This is a genomic window from Frankia sp. AgB32 (assembly GCF_023243045.1).
Lineage (GTDB): Bacteria > Actinomycetota > Actinomycetes > Frankiales > Frankiaceae > Frankia.
Window position 1 is genome coordinate 41290 of sequence record NZ_JALKFX010000029.1, and the last position, 18635, is coordinate 59924.

The 18635-nt window shown below is 72.6% G+C and carries 24 protein-coding genes; 2 read left to right on the forward strand and 22 right to left on the reverse strand.

The window, feature by feature from the left end:
• Positions 1–215: 215 nt before the first annotated feature.
• The 19 genes from MXD60_RS11570 to MXD60_RS11660 form a co-directional block, all read right to left on the reverse strand.
• Positions 216–788: a helix-turn-helix domain-containing protein gene (locus tag MXD60_RS11570; protein WP_248819029.1), complete on the reverse strand. Its 573-nt coding sequence runs from the start codon at positions 786–788 to the stop codon at positions 216–218.
• Positions 789–1215: 427 nt separating this feature from the next.
• Positions 1216–1560: a hypothetical protein gene (locus MXD60_RS11575; RefSeq protein ID WP_248819030.1), complete on the reverse strand. Its 345-nt coding sequence runs from the start codon at positions 1558–1560 to the stop codon at positions 1216–1218.
• Entirely contained in the window at positions 1557–1796 is a 240-nt protein-coding gene (locus tag MXD60_RS11580) for a hypothetical protein (protein WP_248819031.1), read from the reverse strand. The genes MXD60_RS11575 and MXD60_RS11580 overlap by 4 nt, the downstream gene beginning before the upstream one ends.
• Complete coding sequence (locus MXD60_RS11585) at positions 1793–2380, reverse strand: SprT-like domain-containing protein (protein ID WP_248819032.1); 588 nt, start codon at positions 2378–2380, stop codon at positions 1793–1795. The genes MXD60_RS11580 and MXD60_RS11585 overlap by 4 nt, the downstream gene beginning before the upstream one ends.
• Positions 2377–2583, reverse strand: a complete 207-nt coding sequence (locus tag MXD60_RS11590) for a DUF6011 domain-containing protein (protein ID WP_248819033.1) — start codon at positions 2581–2583, stop codon at positions 2377–2379. Before MXD60_RS11590 ends, MXD60_RS11585 begins: the two co-directional genes overlap by 4 nt.
• A gap of 178 nt (positions 2584–2761) precedes the next feature.
• Entirely contained in the window at positions 2762–3052 is a 291-nt protein-coding gene (locus tag MXD60_RS11595; protein WP_248819034.1) for a zinc finger domain-containing protein, read from the reverse strand.
• Positions 3053–3216: 164 nt separating this feature from the next.
• Positions 3217–5622, reverse strand: a complete 2406-nt coding sequence (locus MXD60_RS11600; RefSeq protein ID WP_248819035.1) for a hypothetical protein — start codon at positions 5620–5622, stop codon at positions 3217–3219.
• A 110-nt stretch (positions 5623–5732) separates the two neighbouring features.
• Positions 5733–6110: a helix-turn-helix domain-containing protein gene (locus MXD60_RS11605; RefSeq protein WP_248819036.1), complete on the reverse strand. Its 378-nt coding sequence runs from the start codon at positions 6108–6110 to the stop codon at positions 5733–5735.
• Between the two features lie 1022 nt (positions 6111–7132).
• On the reverse strand, positions 7133–7396 hold the full coding sequence (locus tag MXD60_RS11610) for a hypothetical protein (RefSeq protein ID WP_248819037.1): 264 nt from the start codon (positions 7394–7396) through the stop codon (positions 7133–7135).
• Positions 7393–7854: a DUF4326 domain-containing protein gene (locus MXD60_RS29365; RefSeq protein ID WP_248819038.1), complete on the reverse strand. Its 462-nt coding sequence runs from the start codon at positions 7852–7854 to the stop codon at positions 7393–7395. Before MXD60_RS29365 ends, MXD60_RS11610 begins: the two co-directional genes overlap by 4 nt.
• Positions 7851–8522, reverse strand: coding sequence for a hypothetical protein (locus MXD60_RS11620; protein ID WP_248819039.1), 672 nt, complete (start codon positions 8520–8522; stop codon positions 7851–7853). Before MXD60_RS11620 ends, MXD60_RS29365 begins: the two co-directional genes overlap by 4 nt.
• On the reverse strand, positions 8519–9940 hold the full coding sequence (locus MXD60_RS11625) for a hypothetical protein (protein WP_248819040.1): 1422 nt from the start codon (positions 9938–9940) through the stop codon (positions 8519–8521). Before MXD60_RS11625 ends, MXD60_RS11620 begins: the two co-directional genes overlap by 4 nt.
• 268 nt (positions 9941–10208) lie before the next feature.
• Positions 10209–10358 (reverse strand): hypothetical protein, encoded by a 150-nt coding sequence (locus tag MXD60_RS11630; protein WP_248819041.1) that lies wholly within the window; start codon positions 10356–10358, stop codon positions 10209–10211.
• Between the two features lie 268 nt (positions 10359–10626).
• Positions 10627–10821: a hypothetical protein gene (locus MXD60_RS11635; RefSeq protein WP_248819042.1), complete on the reverse strand. Its 195-nt coding sequence runs from the start codon at positions 10819–10821 to the stop codon at positions 10627–10629.
• A complete protein-coding gene (locus MXD60_RS11640) occupies positions 10818–11426 on the reverse strand; it encodes a DUF6197 family protein (RefSeq protein ID WP_248819043.1) in 609 nt (202 codons plus the stop codon). Before MXD60_RS11640 ends, MXD60_RS11635 begins: the two co-directional genes overlap by 4 nt.
• 89 nt (positions 11427–11515) lie before the next feature.
• Entirely contained in the window at positions 11516–12160 is a 645-nt protein-coding gene (locus MXD60_RS11645) for a hypothetical protein (RefSeq protein ID WP_248819044.1), read from the reverse strand.
• A gap of 57 nt (positions 12161–12217) precedes the next feature.
• Positions 12218–12376: a hypothetical protein gene (locus MXD60_RS11650; protein ID WP_248819063.1), complete on the reverse strand. Its 159-nt coding sequence runs from the start codon at positions 12374–12376 to the stop codon at positions 12218–12220.
• A gap of 54 nt (positions 12377–12430) precedes the next feature.
• Positions 12431–13006 (reverse strand): NUDIX domain-containing protein, encoded by a 576-nt coding sequence (locus MXD60_RS11655; RefSeq protein WP_248819045.1) that lies wholly within the window; start codon positions 13004–13006, stop codon positions 12431–12433.
• 32 nt (positions 13007–13038) lie between these two features.
• Positions 13039–13281 carry a hypothetical protein gene (locus tag MXD60_RS11660; RefSeq protein ID WP_248819046.1) on the reverse strand — a complete coding sequence of 81 codons (243 nt, stop codon included), beginning with the start codon at positions 13279–13281 and terminating at the stop codon, positions 13039–13041.
• Positions 13282–13669: 388 nt separating this feature from the next.
• Between MXD60_RS11660 and MXD60_RS11665 the strand changes: the two genes are divergently transcribed.
• Entirely contained in the window at positions 13670–14923 is a 1254-nt protein-coding gene (locus MXD60_RS11665; RefSeq protein ID WP_248819047.1) for an N-acetylmuramoyl-L-alanine amidase, read from the forward strand.
• A 158-nt stretch (positions 14924–15081) separates the two neighbouring features.
• The gene (locus tag MXD60_RS11670; RefSeq protein WP_248819048.1) at positions 15082–15720 is read left to right on the forward strand and encodes a GNAT family N-acetyltransferase; all 639 of its coding nucleotides are present in this window, start codon (positions 15082–15084) and stop codon (positions 15718–15720) included.
• A gap of 61 nt (positions 15721–15781) precedes the next feature.
• Here the strand turns inward: MXD60_RS11670 and MXD60_RS11675 are convergent, their stop codons facing one another.
• The 3 genes from MXD60_RS11675 to rsmG all read right to left on the reverse strand — a co-directional run bounded on the left by MXD60_RS11675 (position 15782) and on the right by rsmG (position 18613).
• Positions 15782–16843 (reverse strand): ParB/RepB/Spo0J family partition protein, encoded by a 1062-nt coding sequence (locus MXD60_RS11675; protein WP_248819049.1) that lies wholly within the window; start codon positions 16841–16843, stop codon positions 15782–15784.
• Positions 16840–17676, reverse strand: a complete 837-nt coding sequence (locus tag MXD60_RS11680) for a ParA family protein (RefSeq protein WP_248819050.1) — start codon at positions 17674–17676, stop codon at positions 16840–16842. The genes MXD60_RS11675 and MXD60_RS11680 overlap by 4 nt, the downstream gene beginning before the upstream one ends.
• A 121-nt stretch (positions 17677–17797) precedes the next feature.
• Positions 17798–18613, reverse strand: coding sequence for a 16S rRNA (guanine(527)-N(7))-methyltransferase RsmG (gene rsmG / locus MXD60_RS11685; RefSeq protein ID WP_248819051.1), 816 nt, complete (start codon positions 18611–18613; stop codon positions 17798–17800).
• Between the last annotated feature and the right edge of the window lie 22 nt (positions 18614–18635).

The window sequence follows — 18635 nt, forward strand, 5'->3', positions numbered from 1 at the left end:
TCACTCTCAGCCAGAGGGACGCCGGCAGGTCGCCAAGTATCGGTCCACGTCGCCAGCGCTGACGTACACCCGCCGGCCGACCAGCCAACTCTGGATCGTCCGCGACTCCGTCAACCGCCGTGCCATCCTCGCGGTGATCGCCGGCCAGCGGGCCGGCACCGCAGTGCGGGCCACCAGGTCGCCCGGGACCTCGCCCGGTGCAGGCTGCTCGGTCGTCATCGGTCGAGTCCTCTCGTTATCTCGTCCGCCTGGTCGAGTAGCTGCCCGGCACGCTCCATCTCGGCGAGGGTCGCCCGCCGACGGTTCATGATCCGTACCGCCTGGTCGGTCAGGGCCTGCGCGGCCAGCCGGGCCTCCAGCTCCCGCCGCTGGGCGGCGGTCAGCCGCTGCGCCCGGATCCGCTCGGCGCGACGCGCGCGACGTCGGGCCCGGCGCCGGCGGCGGATCGACCGCTCGGTGTCCACCCGGGCGCTGTCGCCCGCGAGGGCCAGCAGCTCGCCGGCGACCCGGTCGGCCTCGGCGGGGGCCAGGACCTCGGCGAGGTGGGTCAGGGTCAGCGGCCGGGGCCGGCGCCGGCCGTCCTCGAGGTCACGCAGGTACCGGCGGGACACCCCGGACCGGGCCGCCACCATCCGCGTGGACAGGCCGGCCGCGGCCCGCAGCCGCCGCAGCTCCGCGCCCACACCGTCGCGCAGGAACTCGACCTCGGCACCGGTGGGCGGGCCAGGCCATCCGTCCGGGCCGGTGGGCGCCGTCGCGCGCACGCGGACGGCGTCGCGACTAGTCACAGCACCCCGCCCGCCTGGGCGCCAACACCCGCGCACGACCAGCCGGAAGGTCCGGACCTTCCGCGCGTCCGGTCACCGCGGGCAGATGGGCGCCAACCCGCGGGCGTGAGGACGCGATGAGTCCGAACTCTCGGCCGGTCGCACCGGGTGGGCGCCAACCCGCGCGCAGGAGCGGGCCGACGTTCCGGAACAGCCGCGCGTCCGGTCGCGGCAGTGGACGGTCTGGACCGTTCGCCCGCTGGCCGGGCGCCAACACCTGCACGCGGGCGTTTCTGCTCGTGAACGTTCGTGTGCGCGCTGCCGGGGCGCCCACACGGGTGCGCGCGTCGTGCGTCCGGTCGCAGGTACCGGGACACGGTCGCGCCGGAGTGGGCGCCAACGCCTGCGTGCGCGCTCGGGAGGTGGGCAACGTTGCGTCCGGTCGCGGTCATCGGAGCTGGGCCCGGTCGTCGTCCGCGGCGGCCAGGCGCCGGCGCAGGTCGGCCAGGGCACCGCGCGTGCCGGCCTGGACGGCATACACCTCGGCGCTGTCGAGGCCGTCGAGGATCATGTCCGGGCCGGTCCCGGTCTGCGTGCGGGGCAGGCACCACAGCGCGGCGAGGCGGTCCCCGCGTACGGCCAGCACGGTGGGCAGACCGGGGGCCTCCCCGCGGTCGCGGCCGGTGCCGTGCTGCCGGTAGGGGGTCCAGCCGTCCCGGCGCAGGGTGTCCATGACCGTGGAGGACCAGAGAATGTGGTCGGCTTCGGCCTGCAGCTGGTCGGCGCGGGTCATCGGCTCTCCTGGGCGGCGTCGATCAGCGCGGTGAGGCGGCGGACCAGGTCACGGGCTTCGTGGAGGTGGAGCGGGTAGACCAGCGTCTGCCCGTCGGGGGCGAGCAGGGTGTGTGCGTCGTAGACGGTCAGGTTGACCATCGCGGGGTGCTGACCGGCGGCGGGGACGGCGGTGGCGGCGAAGAAGCCGTTCTCGTCGATGAGCAGGTTGTCGAGCGTGGCGGGGATGTGGGTCATCGGTCCTCCCGGACGGTGAGGTTGGCGCCGGCGTAGTAGTCGGCGGGGCGGACGTTGTGCGGCCACTGCGAGCAGGACGGCAGGCCGGCGTCGGGGCCGCGCCGCTTCGAGGTGCGTACCGGGGGCAGGCCGAGGGCGGTGCCGATCCGGTTGGCCTGGTCCCGGAACACCGGGCCGTGGCCGTGGTAGCCGCTGTCGGTGTGGCCGTCGGCTTCGTGCTGCCACTGGTGGACGGCTTCGTGGAGCAGGACGTCGGCGACGAACCGGCGTCGTGTCGTCTCGCCGGCGGCGCGTAGATGCGGATGTGTTCCTGTCAGCAGAGACGGCCGGATCATGATCTGCCCGCGGCCACCGAGACCGCCGCGGGCGGCGAACTGGCCGTAGCGGCGAGGCGTGGACGGCTCGTCGAGCAGGATGTACGGCGGGATCATCACCCCGCCGAAGTGGGCGCTGTTGAACCCGGCCCACAGCTCGTGCAGCCACCGCAGGTCATCCCGGCCGGCCGCCAGGGCCGCGGTCGCGCGGCGGTGCGCGGCGTCGGTCTCCGCCAGCGGGGACGGCCCGGTGAGAGTCTGCGTGGTCACGCCGCCTCCCGGCCGTCGTCGCCCCAGTCGAGGGAGAGCTGCGCGGTCGCCGCGGCCGCGGTGGCGGCCAGTGCCTCGAGGCTGGACGGGGCGAGGGCATCCGCGCAGGACGGACCCAGACCGAGTGCCCGGCTGGTGATCGCGTGGAGGGGACGGCCGCAGCGGCGGCAGGCGGCGAGGTCGTCGACGGTGATGGTGGTCATCGGGTGGGGCTCCTGGTGAGGCTGCGGGGTTTGCGGCGGACCGTTGCGGGGTTACTGCGGGGTTTGACTGGAGGGATCGCCGCGCGCTTTTCCGCAGGTCAGACGGGCTGCTTGCGGGGTCTGCGGGGTTTGCGGGGTTGGTTTTTCACTCGCGGCTCTATAGGTGATGGCGGACCCCTCAGCGGTGGGCCGCCCCGTTGTCGCCGGGTGGGGTCCAGGCGGCGCCGAGGCTGTCGTACCGCTGGCCGGGTTCGCGGTCTTCTTCCCAGGGGGCGGCGGCGACGTCGCGGTTGTAGTGGCGGATCCCGGCGTCCTGGCGGGCCGCGTGCAGCAGGCTTTCCGGGGTGGGTTCGCGGGTGGCGCCGGCGGTCTTGCGGGGCGCGTCGCAGGGCTGGCCGGGGTCGGCCTTGCAGGTGGGGCAGCGGTGCGCCACGGCGTAGGCGTGTAGCGGCGGCCAGGGGATGGTCATGCGGTCTGACTCCTTCGTGGTCGTATGGCCTTGTCGTCACGTGCGAGGAGGAAAACGACCCCGCAAACCCCGCAAACCCCGCAGAGACCTTGTCTGACCTGCCGTTTTAATGGTTGATCTTTGCGGGGTTTGCGGGTTTTGAAGGGGTGGCTGCGGGGTTTGGTTCAGGGGCTGGGCATCAGGTCGATCCGCCAGGTGGCGATCTTTTTGTGGGGGTCTTCGCCGCGGCGCAGGACGTACGGGCCGTGGAACCGGCCGACCTGGCCGCGCAGCATCCGACCGAGGGACTTCGCGGTGGGCGTGCCGCCGCGGTCGTCGGCGAGGAAACAGCCCTCCCACCGGTCGATCGCCCGGCCCTTCGCGTCGACGTCGTAGTCGGCGGAGGCGCGGAGCTGGGCGGCGGTCTTCGGCTTGTCGCCGAACTGGCGGTGCCACTGGCCGAAGAACACCTCCCACTCGCTGTCCTCGTCGTCCAGCGCCCGGACCTCGGCGACGTTGCCGAGAAAGCCGCCGATGTGGTGGTGGGCGAGCAGTCCGCCGACGGCCTGGGCCCAGGGGGTGAACTGGCGCATGGTGTGCTCGGCGCGGGGCGCGCCGGCGGCGATCCAGTCCATGACCAGGATCAGCAGGTGGCGCAGCACGGTCCGCTGGTTGGCCGGATCTTTGATCCACAGGTCCAGGTCGGGGATGACGAACCCGGTGCGTTCCTCGGGATGGGGCATCCCGGGGTCCAGGCGGACCAGAACGGAGCGGGTGGCCATGTCCCCACCCAGGCGCAGGTTGTTGCCGGTCGCCAACCACAGCCGGTCGTTGGCCGCGCTCACGGTGATGTTGGTGCCGAGACGCCGGTCGGACCAGGTCGGGCTGGTGAGCAGCTGAGCGAGGACCGGGGCATCGACCGCGGTGCCTTCCCGCAGGTTGTCGAAGATGAGGACCGGGGCGGTCTCGCCCAGCGCCGCGGTAATCGCCTTGCGCATCTCGGCTTCGGCGTCGGGCCACGTCAGGGTCCGCTGCCCGTAGAGCAGGCCGATGCCCTCGGCGAGGATCGTCTTCCCGGATGCCTGCGTCGTCGCGGTGATCATCCCGAACGGGGTCACGGTGCGGACGTAGGGACGCAGGATGTTCGTCACCAGCAGGCCGAGGTAGTTCGCCCGGTCGGCGTCGGTCACCCAGGGGAACCCGGCGAGGAAGTCGCCGAGCAGGAACCGGCGGGCCGTGTCGACTTCGCCGCGGGCCGGGCGCGACGGCACCCGGGGGATCTCAACCTTCGGTGCGTAGAACAGGCCGGTCTCGGTGTCGTAGCCAGCCGTCTGTATCAAGGTGCCGTTCGGGCGCAGCACCGGCGAACCGACGATGCCGAGCAGCGGGCGCACCCCGGGCCAGTACCGGCCGGAGAGCACCGCGGCGAGGACCCGCGGCGCCGGCACCGTCTCCTCCTCGACCGTCACGGTCGCACCAGAGTCGCCGCGGCCTTTCCGGGTGCGGGTCCGGTAGACGTAGGCGTGGCAGGCCAGCGTCCGCGCCAGACCTGGCGGAGTGAGCACGCCCGGGGCGTAGGGCAACGGCGGTGGCTCCGCCAGGCCGAGCGGCGTGCCGATGTCCCCGGACACCCGCTGCAGGTGCACGACCTCGCCGTTGGTCACGTACAGGTCAGGCAGGGCGTTGCCCTCGATCGCCGCCCGCAACGTCCGGATGGAGGCGGCCTCCGTCGAGATCTCGATACGCGGCATGCCTGCGGTATCAACCGGCGGCGCGGCGGCGGGCGCCTGGCCCTCGCCGGCGACGAGGGGACGCAGCTCGTCGAGATCGTGGCCGGCGTTGAGATGGTCGGAGACGTCCTTACCGGTGGCCGCCAGCCACACCGACACCGTCCCCACCACCGGGCGCAGGGCGGCCGCGACCACGGCGGCGTGCGCGCGCCCCGGCTCGTCGTCGTCGGCCACGATCCGAACGTCCGCCGCGCCGGTGAGGCTGGCCGTATGGCCCGACAGCCACTTGCCGGTGCCCTTGCTCGCACCCCCCGGGTTACAGGTGGCGACGTGCCCCAGGGACCGGACCCGGCCGGCGTCCTTCTCGCCCTCGACGACGTAGATGGGCGTGCCGGTCCGCACGGCCTCGACGACGTCGGGCAGCCGGTAGAGCACCCGACGGACGTCGCCGAGTTTCCACGCCCAGCCGCGCGGCTTACTCGGGTCCGGCCGCCGTTGGCGGAACTGCTTGTTCGCCGTGCGGCAGACCTGGAACAGCAGGACGCCCTGCTCGTCGTGGTAGTCGTACACGGCCACCGCGGGCCCGGCCGGCGTCCACTCGCCGGCGGTGTCCGTGGTGGCCGTGGTGGGCGCCAGGTCCTCGGGGCGTAGACCGACCGCGGCGACGATGTCCTCGTACGAACACCCGACATGGCACTTCAGGAGCGGCCGGACGCCGTCGCGGCCGACGCGGACCGACAGCGACGGGTTGCGGTCCTCGTGCGCGGGGCAGCGCACCGACTGGTCGCCGCGCCGGGCAGCGTCGAGCCTCCGGCCGAGGCCGAGCGCGTTGTACCCGTCGGCGAACCGCTCCAGTGGCATCGCAGCGGCAACCGGTACCGTCGTTGTCGTTATCGGGGCCTTCGTAGGGGGGGCAGGATGGTGGCGTCGGCCGGGGGTGCAACCCCGGCCGTTCGCATGGAGAGGGACGCTCACGCGGCGTTGGCGTCGACCGGCTCGATGACGTGCCGGCCGCGGCGGTAGAGGGCGAGGTCGTCGGGGTCGACCCGCAGGTCCCGCGGGGAGCGGCGCACGTGCCGGATCCTCCGGGCCTCCAGCAGCCGCCGAACATGGCGTTGCGACACTCCAAGTTCTTTCGCGGCCTGCGCTGTGCTCAACCACTCACTGACCACTCCTACACGCTCCTGTTCGTTCGTTTGCTCAGTGCTCGGCGTATCAACAATCCGGCATGTGACCGTGATCGTCGGGACCAGCGTACGCCGTCCTGTCCCACTACGTCCGCACGCATCCCGCCCGCCGGCGCATTGGGTGACTCCCCGCCAATGAATTGCGAAACGCCCGGGGATCATGCTATGTGCCAGGCACTACGCCGTGCTGTAGCACCACCAATACACCTCAGTCACGCGCTGCGACATACATAAAACAATGCATTTTGATTCGGGGGAGTACGTATGACCGAATCGGCTCTCATGGCAGCGTTCAGGGGGCGCTCTATTCCGCGACCATTTCACCGATGATTTCGGGGGCGGACAGCCACCACAGCGACGCGGATTACACCGGGACATATGCCAGCGGTGTGCGTGGACGGCCGGATCCTCGACGTACGAGGGGGGATCCCGTCGGCCGCCGGCCCCGGCCGACGCACGGGCACACCCGTTCGAGCTATATCGGGATCCATTTGCACGAATCGTCACGACCCCGTCGCGGGCTGGCCCGCGACATCTGGTGTGCCACACCGAGACACACACCCAGATGATGTATCAACACCAATTCCGGCCCAATTCCTGACGGATCACACCACACGCAAATTGTCACGGAGTGTCACCGATCTCGGGTGGTGCGAGCCACCCGTGACGTCAGCACCCCTCCATAGGGTGTCGAGCTCCGTGGGGTCGACCCGATCCACCGTCATGACCCTGGCGGCCGGCGGCGGGTGTACCGGACCTCGCCGCACATGCGGCGCTCACCGGCGCGGCTCGCCGACGGCGGCGCACGCGCTCCTGGCCCTCGTTCCCGCCGGCAGCGCCGGCCGGGACCATCCAGATCGGCGGGGTGCGCCGGGCCGCTCCTTGCTCAGCCCGCGGCCGGCCGATGTGTCGCCCCTCATTCGTCTGGTTTCGATGGCTCCCGAAACATGATCCGGTTTCCATGGAGTCCGCTATCCACCAATTGCCAGGTCATTGCCGTTTCGATCGTTTTTTGATCATTCGAGCAAGATTGTCTACACCGTTGATTATCCCGAGATTTCATGATCGCCAGATGCTCGGGCGATGATCAAAACCGGCATCCGGGCGGACGGCTCGACATGATCGTTTCCGGTCGCCTGCTTTTGCAAGATCGTTAGAGGTGGACGGTCGTCACGTGATGATCGTCAGATGATGTACGACGTGGGGTTGTCGAGGTCGACGATCACCCCGGGCGCGTAACGGCTCGCACCGTCGCCCTGGCCGTCGGTCTCGTCGTCGTCCCACGGCTGCGACGTCGGCCCGTACAGGCAGTCGGCGCACTCGCCCACCCCGGTCGCGGTCGTCCCCGGGATCAACGCCGTCCCGCACCTCGCGCACCTCGCGCACGTCCCGGTCGCGCCGACCGCGTCCACGTCCTGGCCCTCGCCGCCGGCCTGCTGCTCGCTCATCGGGTCCTCCCCCGGTTGGTCCTGACGTTGCCGATGATCCTGTCTGCCCCGGCCGCGTTGGCGAGGCGGGCCAGTACATCCCCGTGGCACGACCGTGGCGCGCACCAACATCCGAGTGCGCGGCCGCGGAGCTCGGGCAGGCGGGCCAGCAGATCCGCCCGGCCCCGCAAATGCTGTTCGTAGGCGGCGATCACCTCGGCGCGCTCCTGGTCGCCGGCGCCGGGGCGCAGCCGGTGCTGATTGCCCCACACGGTGCCCCGGCCGATCCGCACCAGCAGACCGGCGTCGCGCAGGTGGCGCAGCAGCGGGCCGTACGGCTGGTACAGGCCGGGCAGGCGCACGACGACGGTCTCGCCGGCGGCCAGCCGGGCGAGCAGCACCGCGTCGGAGCCGAGCGGCTCGTCGACGAGCACGCCGTCGTCGAACAGGCCGGGCTGCACCGGCAGCGGGCGCGTCACGGGGCACCGATCCCGGCCGCGGCCCGCTCGTCACGCGTGACGAGCGCCCGGTGCACCTGCTCGGCGAGCCACCACCGGCGGGCCGTGACCCGGCGGGCCCGGTAGGGCTCCGGTGTCACCAGCACGTCGACCTCCGACTCGCTGACGACCACCAGGCCCACGCCGTAGAAGTCCGCCTCCACGCACGCCGCCAACAGGTCGCGCGGCGCCCGGGGCACCACGACCGCCCGGGCGCAGAACGGCGCGTACCGTCCCGCCTGCTCCAGTCCGGCCCGCCAGCCGCGGATAGCGGACACGACCGCGAGCGCCGGGGTCAGCGGCGGCCGCGCCTGGCGGACGATCCCGTCCGGACCGTGGTCCGCACAGCCCGCCGGGGCCGCGGCCAGGGCACGGCGGTCACGGTCCGACAGGGCACCCGGTGGCACGGGCAGGCCGTGGGGCAGGCCCAGCAGCATCTCCAGGACCGGCACGTCGGTGACCGCGCCCAGACCAGCCTGGGTGCGGCGCGCCGTCTCGGTCGGGTCCGGCGTGCCGGCGAGCGCGACCCAGCCGCCCAGCGGAGCACCCGTGCCGATCCGGGTGCCGGCCGGCGCGAGGTGCTCCGCGGCCCGAACCGCGGCCGACCGGGCCGCAGCCGTCGCCGGTGTCACCGGCCGGATGGCCGTCATGCGGCACCGACCCGTGCCGCGATCGCGGCCGCCAGCTCGGCCGCTGACGGCAGATCCGGGGTGTCCGGGTACGTCGGGGTGGGGGTGATGCTCTGCGTGGCGTTGGGGGTCGTCTGCGTGGCCGGTGCGGTCTCGGCCGGCACCGGCAGACCCTGGGCGTAGTCCCGGAGCCGGGCGACGTCGTGATCGTGCTCGGCGTAGACCTGCGAGGCGAGACGGCGCACCCGTTCGGCGCTGAGCGTGCGGGTCCGCAGGATCGGGTGGGCCTCGATCGCGGCCTGCACGATTCGGCCGTGCAGCACCGGGCCAAGCTCCTCGTCGATCGCGTCATGCCGCGCCGTCGCCAGGTCAGCCTCGGCGGCGACGGCCTGGTGCCGTTCGGCGGCACGGGCCTGCTCCCTCCGTGCCGCTGCCTGACGGTCGGCGGTCTCAGTGGCGGCGGTGTGTCGGCGGCACGGCGCACACGGGCACACCGCCGGGCCCTCGGGCAGCACCCGCGGCCGCGTCTGGTCGCCGAGGCGCAGCCGGTAGCGCATCAGCGCCTCGGCTGTGGTGCGGATGTCTGCGGGGCGGACCCCGGCGGCCAGATGCACACCGAGTGCCACCGGGTCCCAGCCGGACGCCAGCGCGTCGCGGACCGGTCCGGCGAGCAGCGCCCGGCCCCGCGCGGGCAGCGGCAGCACCGCGGCGATCGCGTCGAGCACCAGGCGGACGTCCGCCGCCGTCAGCGCGTCCGGGGTGGTGTCCGCCGGGGTGGTGTCCGTGGTCGTTGTGGATGTTGATTCACCACCACCGGGCACGGCGACCAACAGCCCGGTCTGCGTACCGGTGCCGGCGTCGGCCGACGGTGGTGGTATTTCCTCCCGAACCCCTCCCGGTAGTGGGGGGGTCACCTGACCCCCCCTATTTCCCGGATTCGGGGGGGTCAGGTGACCCCCCCGAACGTTGCCCGCCGGGTCCGGGTCCGGGTTCGGTTTCGGGGGGGCCGTGTGCCCCCCCCGAACCGTCGCGCCGACAGCCGTCGGGGGCAGCCCGGTGCCGAGACCGATCCGGCTCGGCCGGCCCTTGATCCGACTCGGCTGATAGCTGACCAGCCCCCGTCCGGCCAACGACCGGAGCCGGCGGCCGCACTCCTTGGCGTCCCCGGTGCCGTCCGCAGCCATGAGCCCGGCGACGATCGCGACGTCGGCCACATACACCTCGTCCCACAGCCGCGTCCACGACGCGGTGAGCGCCTGCACGGCCAGCAGGACGGCGTACTCCACCGGGGGCAGCCGCGGCCGCGCACCAGCCGCGGCGAGGCTCACCGCTCGCCATGTCCGCATCACCTCGGCGCCGTCATCCCGATCCCCAGGCGCCCGGCCGTGGAACATCAACCCCTGCGCCGTCGGGTCGACCGTGTTGGTGCTGGTGCTCACCGCGCACCCCCAGAGACCACGATGGTGTCCTGGTAGGCGGCGGGTGACCGGTACGACGCGGCATGTGCCAGACGTCGGGGGTGAGCGGTTACACGACCGACCGATCGGGCCGGGTCGGTGGCCAACGCGCGTGGGCGCGTGGCATCGTTGTTGGAGAGCACGATGCTTCCTTCGCAGGAGGGGCAACAAGCGGGATCACCCGAGCGCCAACTCGGGCCCCGCACACACGTAGGCGAGGGCCGCACTGACCGGTGCGGCCCTCGTTGCGTTAGGACGCCATCTGCGTCTCCTCCGGTGGCGCCTCGTCGTCCAGCCGTGGCGGCAGCGCGCGTTCGACGACGTCGAGGATCCAGGGCAGTACCGGCCGACCGTCGGCGGCCGCGGCCTCGCGGATCCGCTGTTTCAGGTCGGGGCTCATCAGCAGTTCCATCCGCGCTGAGCGCGCGTAGCTGCGCGGGGGCGCGTCGGGTCGTAGACCCGCTGGTCTCGGTGCTCTGGCCACGGATCATTCCTACCGCGGCCGGCGCCGATTGCCGCGTACGGACGCGCGGCGTGTCGGGCGTGTTGTGCCACGACACGCCGGAGCCCGGCTCTCCGGTGGGGAGAGCCGGGCCCGGGGTTGTGACGGTGGTGTTGGTGGTCATCTGCCTGTCTGGTGTCGGGGACGAGGGACGGTGGTGCGGGCGCTACTGGTGGGGTGTTTGGTTCCAGGCGCGGCCGTCGAGTTGCCGGCCGGCGCGGTGCTTGCCGACGGGCTGGACGGTGACGGCTCCCGCACGGGAGCCGTGCCGAGCGGGGCGGGTTGCTCCGTCGGTGTCGACGTAGAGGGCTCGGCCGGCGGAGGTGCGGGTCAGGGCCGCGGTGTCCTGCCGGGCGGTCATCGGCCGGCGCCCATCACGACGTCGAGCAGGAGGGCCTGGACCTCGTCGTAGCTGCGGGAGGGATGGTCCTGCCAGGCGGCGACGGTCTCGCCGGCGTCGACCTCGGCGGGGTCGTGGCCGAGAGCGGCGGCGAGGCGGTCCTGGGCGGCGAGCAGCGCGCCCAGGAGGTCGGGGGCGTCGGGCATCTCCTCGGGATGTGTGCCGGCGGCGGTGCGCAGGGCGCCGGTGATGTCGACCCGGCCGAGGTCGTCGACGTGCTCGCCCTGGGCCCAGTCGTGCTCGGCGAGAGCCACCAGGGCGCTGGCGATCAGGGTGATGTCGGTGACGGCCAGCTGGGTGTAGCGGTAGCGGGTGGCGCCGGTGCGCAGGTCCGGGACGGCGGTGATGGTGCCGGTGGGCCGGTCGGCGCCGACCTGCCCACGCACCCACGCCTCGGTCCGGCCGAACGCGGCCGCGGCGGCGGGGATCGTGACGCCGGCGGGGGTGTGCAACGCCAGCACGAGGCCGGCGGCGGCCGCGATCTCGTCGAGGAACGCGCCGTCAGCGGCGGGGAGGGTGGGCGTGTCCGGGCCGGGGTGGCTGCGCGGGGCGGTCGGGGCGGTCATGCTGGGGTCCTCTCGTCTCTCTGCTGGGAGCGGGTGAGACCCCGGCGCGGCGATGGCTGTCCAAGGCATGGGCGCCGCGCCGGGGATGCTCAGCTGGTGCTGTCGGCGTAGTCGTCAGCGGCCGTGGTTGCGGGGATGTCGGTGTGGTCCACCCGTCCGTCCTGCTCGCCGTCCTCGTCGACGTCGCCCTGGCTCAGTACCTCGTCGGCCTCGTCGAGCAGCGCATCGACGCCGACGAGCGGCGCTGCGGTGGGGGTGGTGCCCATGACGCGGGCGACCAGGGCGGCGGCCGCGGCCCGGCGGCGGCGGACCATCTCGATCGCGCCGGTGGCCCGACCGGCGGCCACCGTGGCGTGGTCGACGCCGGCGTCGACGTAGGCGACCTCGATGCGGCCGCCGGTCGGGGTGTACCGGCCGGCGCCGGCGAGGACCGCCGGGGCGTCCAGCGGCAGGATCCGGCCGTCGTCGCCCACGGCGATCCAGCCGCCGTCACCGGACTGGCGCGACGCCTCGGACGCGGCGGCCTCCTCGGCGGTGGCGGGCCGGACCCGACGTGTCCGGTCGCCGGCGGTCCCACCCAGGACCTGCAGCCAGCCGTGGCGGGCCGGGGGCATCGGCGCGTCGGTGCCGAGGGTGGGGTAGGCGGGCCGGCGCAGTTCCTGGGCGGCCATCGCGGTCAGGGCGAGGGCGCCGGCGGTCAGAGCGGTGTCCCGCAGGACGCTGATACGGATCATGATGATGATCTCTCCTGGTGGATGCGGCTGGTGGCGGTGGGGCCGGGTCGGGTCGGGTCAGCCGCGGGTCTGCTGCTGGGTCTGGCTGGTGCGGCGCAGGTCCTGGCGGATGGCGCCGGCGCGGTAGCCCTCCCGGAGGCGCTCGAGGCTCTGGTGGGTCTGGCGGTCGCGCTGCTGGGTCTGGGCCTGGCGCTGGATACGGCTGGTGGCGGCCATGGGATGTGTCCTCTCGCGGGTGCTGCTGGGGGATGAGATGCGGGTCGGGTGGGGTCAGGTCGCGGTGATGGTGAGGGTGGCGGTCCAGCGCACGGCCGGGCCGTGGGTGGGCTGGGTGCGGCCGAGGATCTGGCCGGCGCACACCTCGATGTGGTGCTGCGCGTCGCCGGCGCCGTCGAGGGCGTCGTGGATGGCCTCGACGGCGCCGGCGGGGACGAGCGCGCCGCGCAGGATGTCGCCGTGGTCGAACGCCAGGCCCTCGTGCAGGGCCTCGTGTGCGGGCACCCAGCGGGCGGCGGCCGCGTCGGTGCCTGCGGTCGGCGCCGGGGTGTCCGCCAGCGTGGTGGTGTAGGCCCAGGTGATGTACCGGCCGCGCGGGTCGCGCCCGGGCTCGGCGTAGACGCCCAGCAGCCGCAGCTCCGGCGCCCGCATCCCGGTCTCCTCCGCCAGTTCGCGTACGGCCGCGGTCTCGGGCCGCTCCCCGGCGTCCAGGTGGCCGCCGGGCAGCGCCCACATCCCGGCGTAGGGCGGCCAGCCGCGGCGGATCAGCAGCACGTGCGGGACACCGTCGCGCTCGGACAGGGCGACCACGTCGGCGGTCAGCCGGGCCGTCTCGTGGGTGTCGGTCATCGTGGGTCCTTTCGGGTGGTGGCGGGTGCTGGTCAGTCGGGCAGGTGGGCGAGTTGGACGGTGATGTGGCCGTTGCGGGCGGCGGTGGCCAGGGGGGCGACGCTGTGCAGATGGCTGTCGGGCAGGCGCCGGCCGCGCGGGTCGGGGGTGGGCATCTGCTCGGGCAGCGTGTTGATGATCGCGACGGCGAGCCTGTTCGCGGCGTCGCCCGGGTCGGTGCCGGGGACGTCGCCGATGACCAGGACGGCGACGCGGTGGGGCTGCGGTGAGGGCATCCGGGTTCCTTCGCGGTGGTGGGGGGGTGTCAGCGGCGTCGGGGGTTGGCTGCCGGTGCGGACCAGTCCCCGATGCGCGTTCCCACGCGGCGGTGGGGGGGGGGGGGGGCGGGGGGGCGGGGGGGGCCGGCCCCGGCCCGGCCGTCCAACCTCCGCGGTCCGGCCTCGACGCCCTCTGCGCCGCAGACCTTCACACGACGTCGGGACGAGCCGGCCGTGAACGGTCAATGCGGCAGGTTCCCGTTCCTGACCGGTCGGGACCACATGGGCATGGCCTAGGCTTGAGATCCAGCAATCGTCAGTCGGTGGCAGTCCCGTCGATGCGGCGGACCCGTCTCCGGCTTCACCGGAGAACACCCTGGGTGGCCAAGCTGAAAGGTTCATCTTCGTGAAGCTGCTGCGGCTGGGAGACCACGGCTCCATCGTCGCCGACGTTCGGGCGACCCTCACGTATCTCGGTTTTCTTCCAGCGCCCCCCCGGCAGGGCCGAGAACCGGATGAGTCCGCCGCCGGAGAACCCGCCGAGGCGGCGCCGGTCGTCGAGGGGGAGACCGCGAGCGGTGTGTCCGGCGATGTGTCGATCGCCGCCGGGTCTCCCGCCACGGGCGCGGCTTCGCCCGACCGTTTCGATCGCGACCTCGACAACGCGCTGCGGGCATTCCAGCAGAGTCGTGGCCTTTCGGTCGACGGCATCCTGGGACCCGACACCGCACGGGCGCTCGAAGAGGCCCGCCACAATCTCGGTGATCGGCTCCTCTATTTCAGCGCCGCGCATCCCTTCGTCGGCGATGACGTCGCGGCCCTTCAGGAACGCCTGTCCAACATGGGATTTGACGTGGGCCGCACTGACGGCATCTTCGGCCCACGCACGGAGAGCGCGGTGCGGGACTTTCAGCGCAACCGCGGCCTGGAGTCGGACGGCCGCTGCGGCCCGGTGACGCTGCGCGAGCTGACGCGACTGCGTCGCACGGTCACCGGTGGTCGGCCTGACGTCCTGCGGGAGTCGGTCCGCATGCTGGCCCGCGGCACGTCCCTGCTCGGGGTGATCGTCGCGCTCGACCCGGGCCACGGCGGGGACGACCGCGGCATCGTCAGCAACGGCCTGTGTGAGCGGGATCTGATGGCCGATCTCGCCGCCCGGTTGTCCGCCCGGCTCCTGGACTCCGGCCTCGAGACCCACCTCATCCACGGCGCGGACGAGTCCCCCTCGGAGACCGAGCGCGCCGCCCGCGCCAACGCGCTGGAGGCGGATCTGCTGATCTCGCTGCACGCGGACGGCAGTGTGTCCCCCAGCGCGCAGGGCGTGTCCGCCTACTACTACGGCAACGCTCGCGGGACGTCGGCGATGGGTGAGCGCTTCGCCCAGCTCGTCCAGCGCGAGATCGTCTCCCGGACGAACATGCAGGACTGCCGCACCCATCCGAAGGTCTGGGACCTGCTGCGCCGCACCCGGATGCCGACCGTGCGGCTGGACCTCGGTTATCTCACGAACGAGTACGACGCGCAGGCGCTCGGCTCGACGGAGTTCCGGGCCGCGGTGGCCGAGGCGGTCCTCGCGGCCACACAGCGGCTGTTCCTCCCGCCCGAGATGGACGCGCCGACCGGTCAGCTCCACGTTCCGCGCCTCGCCGGACGCGCCTGACCCGCCGGCGCGGCGACGGGAGAGAGGTTTCACGTGAAACGGGCATCAACGTCGGCGCTCGATCAGGACCTTCCAGCCTAGGCTGAAGCCGAATGACGCTGCCCCTCTCGATCTGTCCGGGCAGCGGCCCGGTGGTCGATCGCTGGAGTGCCCGTTAGATGAGCCGTCGCATCGCGAACATCACCCTGGACAACATCGACGACTTGCCCCTGCCCTGTCGGCGGTGCGTGTTCTGGGAGCTCGACCCCGTCGCGCGAAGCCGCGCGGAGGAAAGTGGAGCCACCGATCTGGAGAAGGAGGCCTGGGTCTCCTCCGCACTGCTCGAATGGGGAAGCTGCGGCAAGATCATCTATGTTGACGACGTGCCGGCCGGCTTCGTCATGTTCGCTCCGCCGGCCTACGTGCCTCGCTCGGCGGCCTTCCCCACCAGTCCCGTCTCGCCGGACGCCGTCCTGCTGATGACGGCTTTGATCGTCGACGAGTTCAAGGGCCAGGGACTCGGCCGCATCCTCACCCAGGCGGTGACGAAGGAGATCCTGCGCCGGGGCTTCCGGGCCGTGGAGGCCTTCGGTGACCTGCAGGACTCCGGCACCCGCTGCGTGGTGCCGGCGGAGTATCTGCTCGCGGTCGGCTTCAAGACGGTGCGGCCGCACCACCGCTGGCCCAGGCTTCGGCTCGAAGTGAAGAACGCGGTGAGCTGGCGGGAGGACGTCGAGGTCGCGCTGGAGCGGCTACTCGGCTCGATGACACCCGAGGGGGTGCTGCGCAAGGTCGGTCAGGCCGGCAATCCGGCCTGACCGCGCTTCCGGCTGCCTGGTCCCGCGCGCCCGACGGCAGGCGGGAAACCTGGCGGTCCGGTCAGCCGTCGGCGTTCGTCTCGTCCTGAACGGCTGCGGGGGACATGACCGAGACGATGCGCTCCAGATCCTCGATCGACGCGAACTCGACGGTGATCTTCCCCTTGTTCTGGCCCATGTCGACCTTCACCCGGGTCTCGAAGCGATCCGACAGGTGGTCGGCGAAACGAGCGAGAACCGGCGAGGCCGCCCGCGGTCCCCGCGGCGCTCGCCTGCGGGGCACATCCTCGTCCAGCGCGACGATCTCCTCGACGGCACGTACCGACAGGCCCTCCGCGACGATGCGAGTGGCAAGCCGGTCCTGCGCCTCGGGATCACGCAGTGACAGCAGCGCGCGGGCGTGCCCCGCCGAGAGCACGCCGGCCGCGACCCGACGCTGCACGGCGGGGGACAGCCCAAGCAGCCGGATCGTGTTGGTGACGTGCGAGCGGGACCGGCCCAGGCGGCCCGCGAGTTCCTCGTGGGTCGCGCCGAAGTCCCGCAGGAGCTGCTCGTACGCCGCCGCCTCCTCCAGCGGGTTGAGCTGCTGGCGGTGCAGATTCTCCAGCAGGGCATCGCGCAGCATCGCGTCGTCCGCCGTCTCCCGGACGATCGCGGGAATCACGGTGAGTCCGGCGACCTGCGACGCCCGCCAGCGCCGCTCGCCCATGACGAGTTCGTACCGGTCCTGGGCCACCGACCGGACGATGACGGGTTGGAGCAGGCCGACCTCGCGCAGGCTCGCGGCCAGCTCCTCCAGGGCGTCCTCGTCGAAGTGCGTCCTGGGCTGGCGCGCGTTGGGGACGATGTTCTCGACCGGAATCGCGCGGAAGTAGGCGCCGTGCACCGGCAGCGGCCCGGTACTCGCGCGCTCGCCGGCATCCGGGCCGCGACGGCCGCTGCCGTGTTCGGCGTAGTCCCCGTCGTCGTAGTCCCGGTGGTCCGGGTCCCGGTAGTCGTAGCCCCCCTGGCCGGCACGACTGCCAGCACCCGTACGAGTGCCGTCGCGCTCCTCACCCGGCGGCGGCGCGACCGGGATGAGCGCGCCGAGCCCGCGTCCCAGCCCGCTGCGCCGGGCGCTCACCGCGGCGCTCCGTTCGGCTCCCAGCCGCGCTCGGCGAGCTCCCGCGCCGCCGCCAGGTAGGACAGCGACCCGCGGGAGGTCGGATCGTAGGTCAGGGCCGACTGGCCGTAGCTCGGCGCCTCCGCCAGCCGGACGTTGCGGGGGATCGTGGTGCCGAGGACCCGCTCGCCGAAGTGCTCCTTGACCTCCTGCACCACCTGATCAGCCAGCCTGGTCCGCGAGTCGTACATGGTCAGCAGAATCGTCGACAGGCGCAGCTCCTGGTTCAGGTGGGCCTGCACCAGTTCCACGTTGCGCAGCAGCATCCCCACGCCCTCCAGCGCGTAGTACTCGCACTGGATGGGGATGAGCAGCTCCCGCGCCGCGACCAGGGCGTTGACGGTCAGCAGCCCCAGCGACGGCGGGCAGTCGATGAAGACGTAGTCGACCTCCCGCTGCATGCTGGCGATCGCGCGCCGCAGCCGGTTCTCCCGGGCGACGAGCGAGACGAGTTCGATCTCCGCGCCGGCGAGGTCGATCGTCGCGGGCGCGCAGAACAGTGACGGCGCCTCGCCCGACTCGACGATGACCTCGTCCAGCGGGCGGTCCCCCAGCAGCACCTCGTAGATCGAGGGGATGCCGCTGTGATGCTCGACCCCCAGCGCGGTCGACGCGTTGCCCTGCGGGTCGAGGTCAATCACCAGTACCCGCACGCCATGCGAGGCCAGGGCCGCAGCGAGGTTGACCGTGGTCGTCGTCTTGCCGACGCCACCCTTCTGATTGGCGACGGAGATGATGCGTCGCCGGGTGGGACGAGGGAATGGTTGTCGTCGTTCTGCCGCCAAGGCTTCCACTGCTGCTGCCGCCGCCGCTCCGATCGGGGTCGACCGGTCGAGGGGATCCAGAGCGGGGATCGCGGACTCGTGGCCCCGAGTGCCCCCACCGGCGGATCCATCCCGACCCGTCAACGCTGTTTCACGTGGAACGAGACTGTCCACGCGTCGGCTGGTCACGGCCAACCTCCCGTGATCGCCGTGAGTCCCACGCCGTTCGTCTGGCCTGTCTGTCATCGTGCCGCTCACCGTCGCCGCGCCCTTTCCCCTTCTCGGCCCGGGAAGGCTGGGAGGAACGCACGGCGCGAAGGACGCGGGTGGGTTCCGCCACCCGGCCCTCTCCGCACACCACGACATCCACCGGATGCCAGCCCTGGGTTCCGAGACTGCCGCGCGCGTCCTGCAACTCCTCCAGGATCCGCGAACCGCGCATCGCCAGCATGACACCACCCGGTTGCAACATCGGAAGGAGGATTGCGCCCAACCGCTCAAGCGGGGCGACCGCACGTGCCACGGCTACCCCGAATCTACGACTGTCCGGGCCGATTCCGGCATCCGGCGCGCGGCCACGCCGAACGGAAACCCGGTCCGCCAGTCGCAGTTCAGCGACGACCTCCTGGAGAAACCGGCACCGTCGCTCCATGGGTTCAAGCAGTTCCACCCGCACGTCCGAGCGGGCGAGCGCGAGCGGAATGCCGGGCAGGCCGGCGCCGCTGCCCACGTCAACGGCGTCGGCATCCGCCGGGACGGCCTCCGCGAGCACCGCGCAGTTGAGCACGTGACGCTCCCAGAGTCGCTCGGTCTCGCGCGGGCCGATCAGCCCACGCTCGACCCCGGCGGTCGCGAGGAGTTCGGTGAAACGGATGGCATCGGCGAGCCTCGGACCAAACAGCTCCGCGGCCGCCGGCGGAGCGGGCGGCACCGCCCCCGCCCGGGGGGTCTGATCCGCGTCGGTCATCGCACACCTGCCCGGGTGGGTC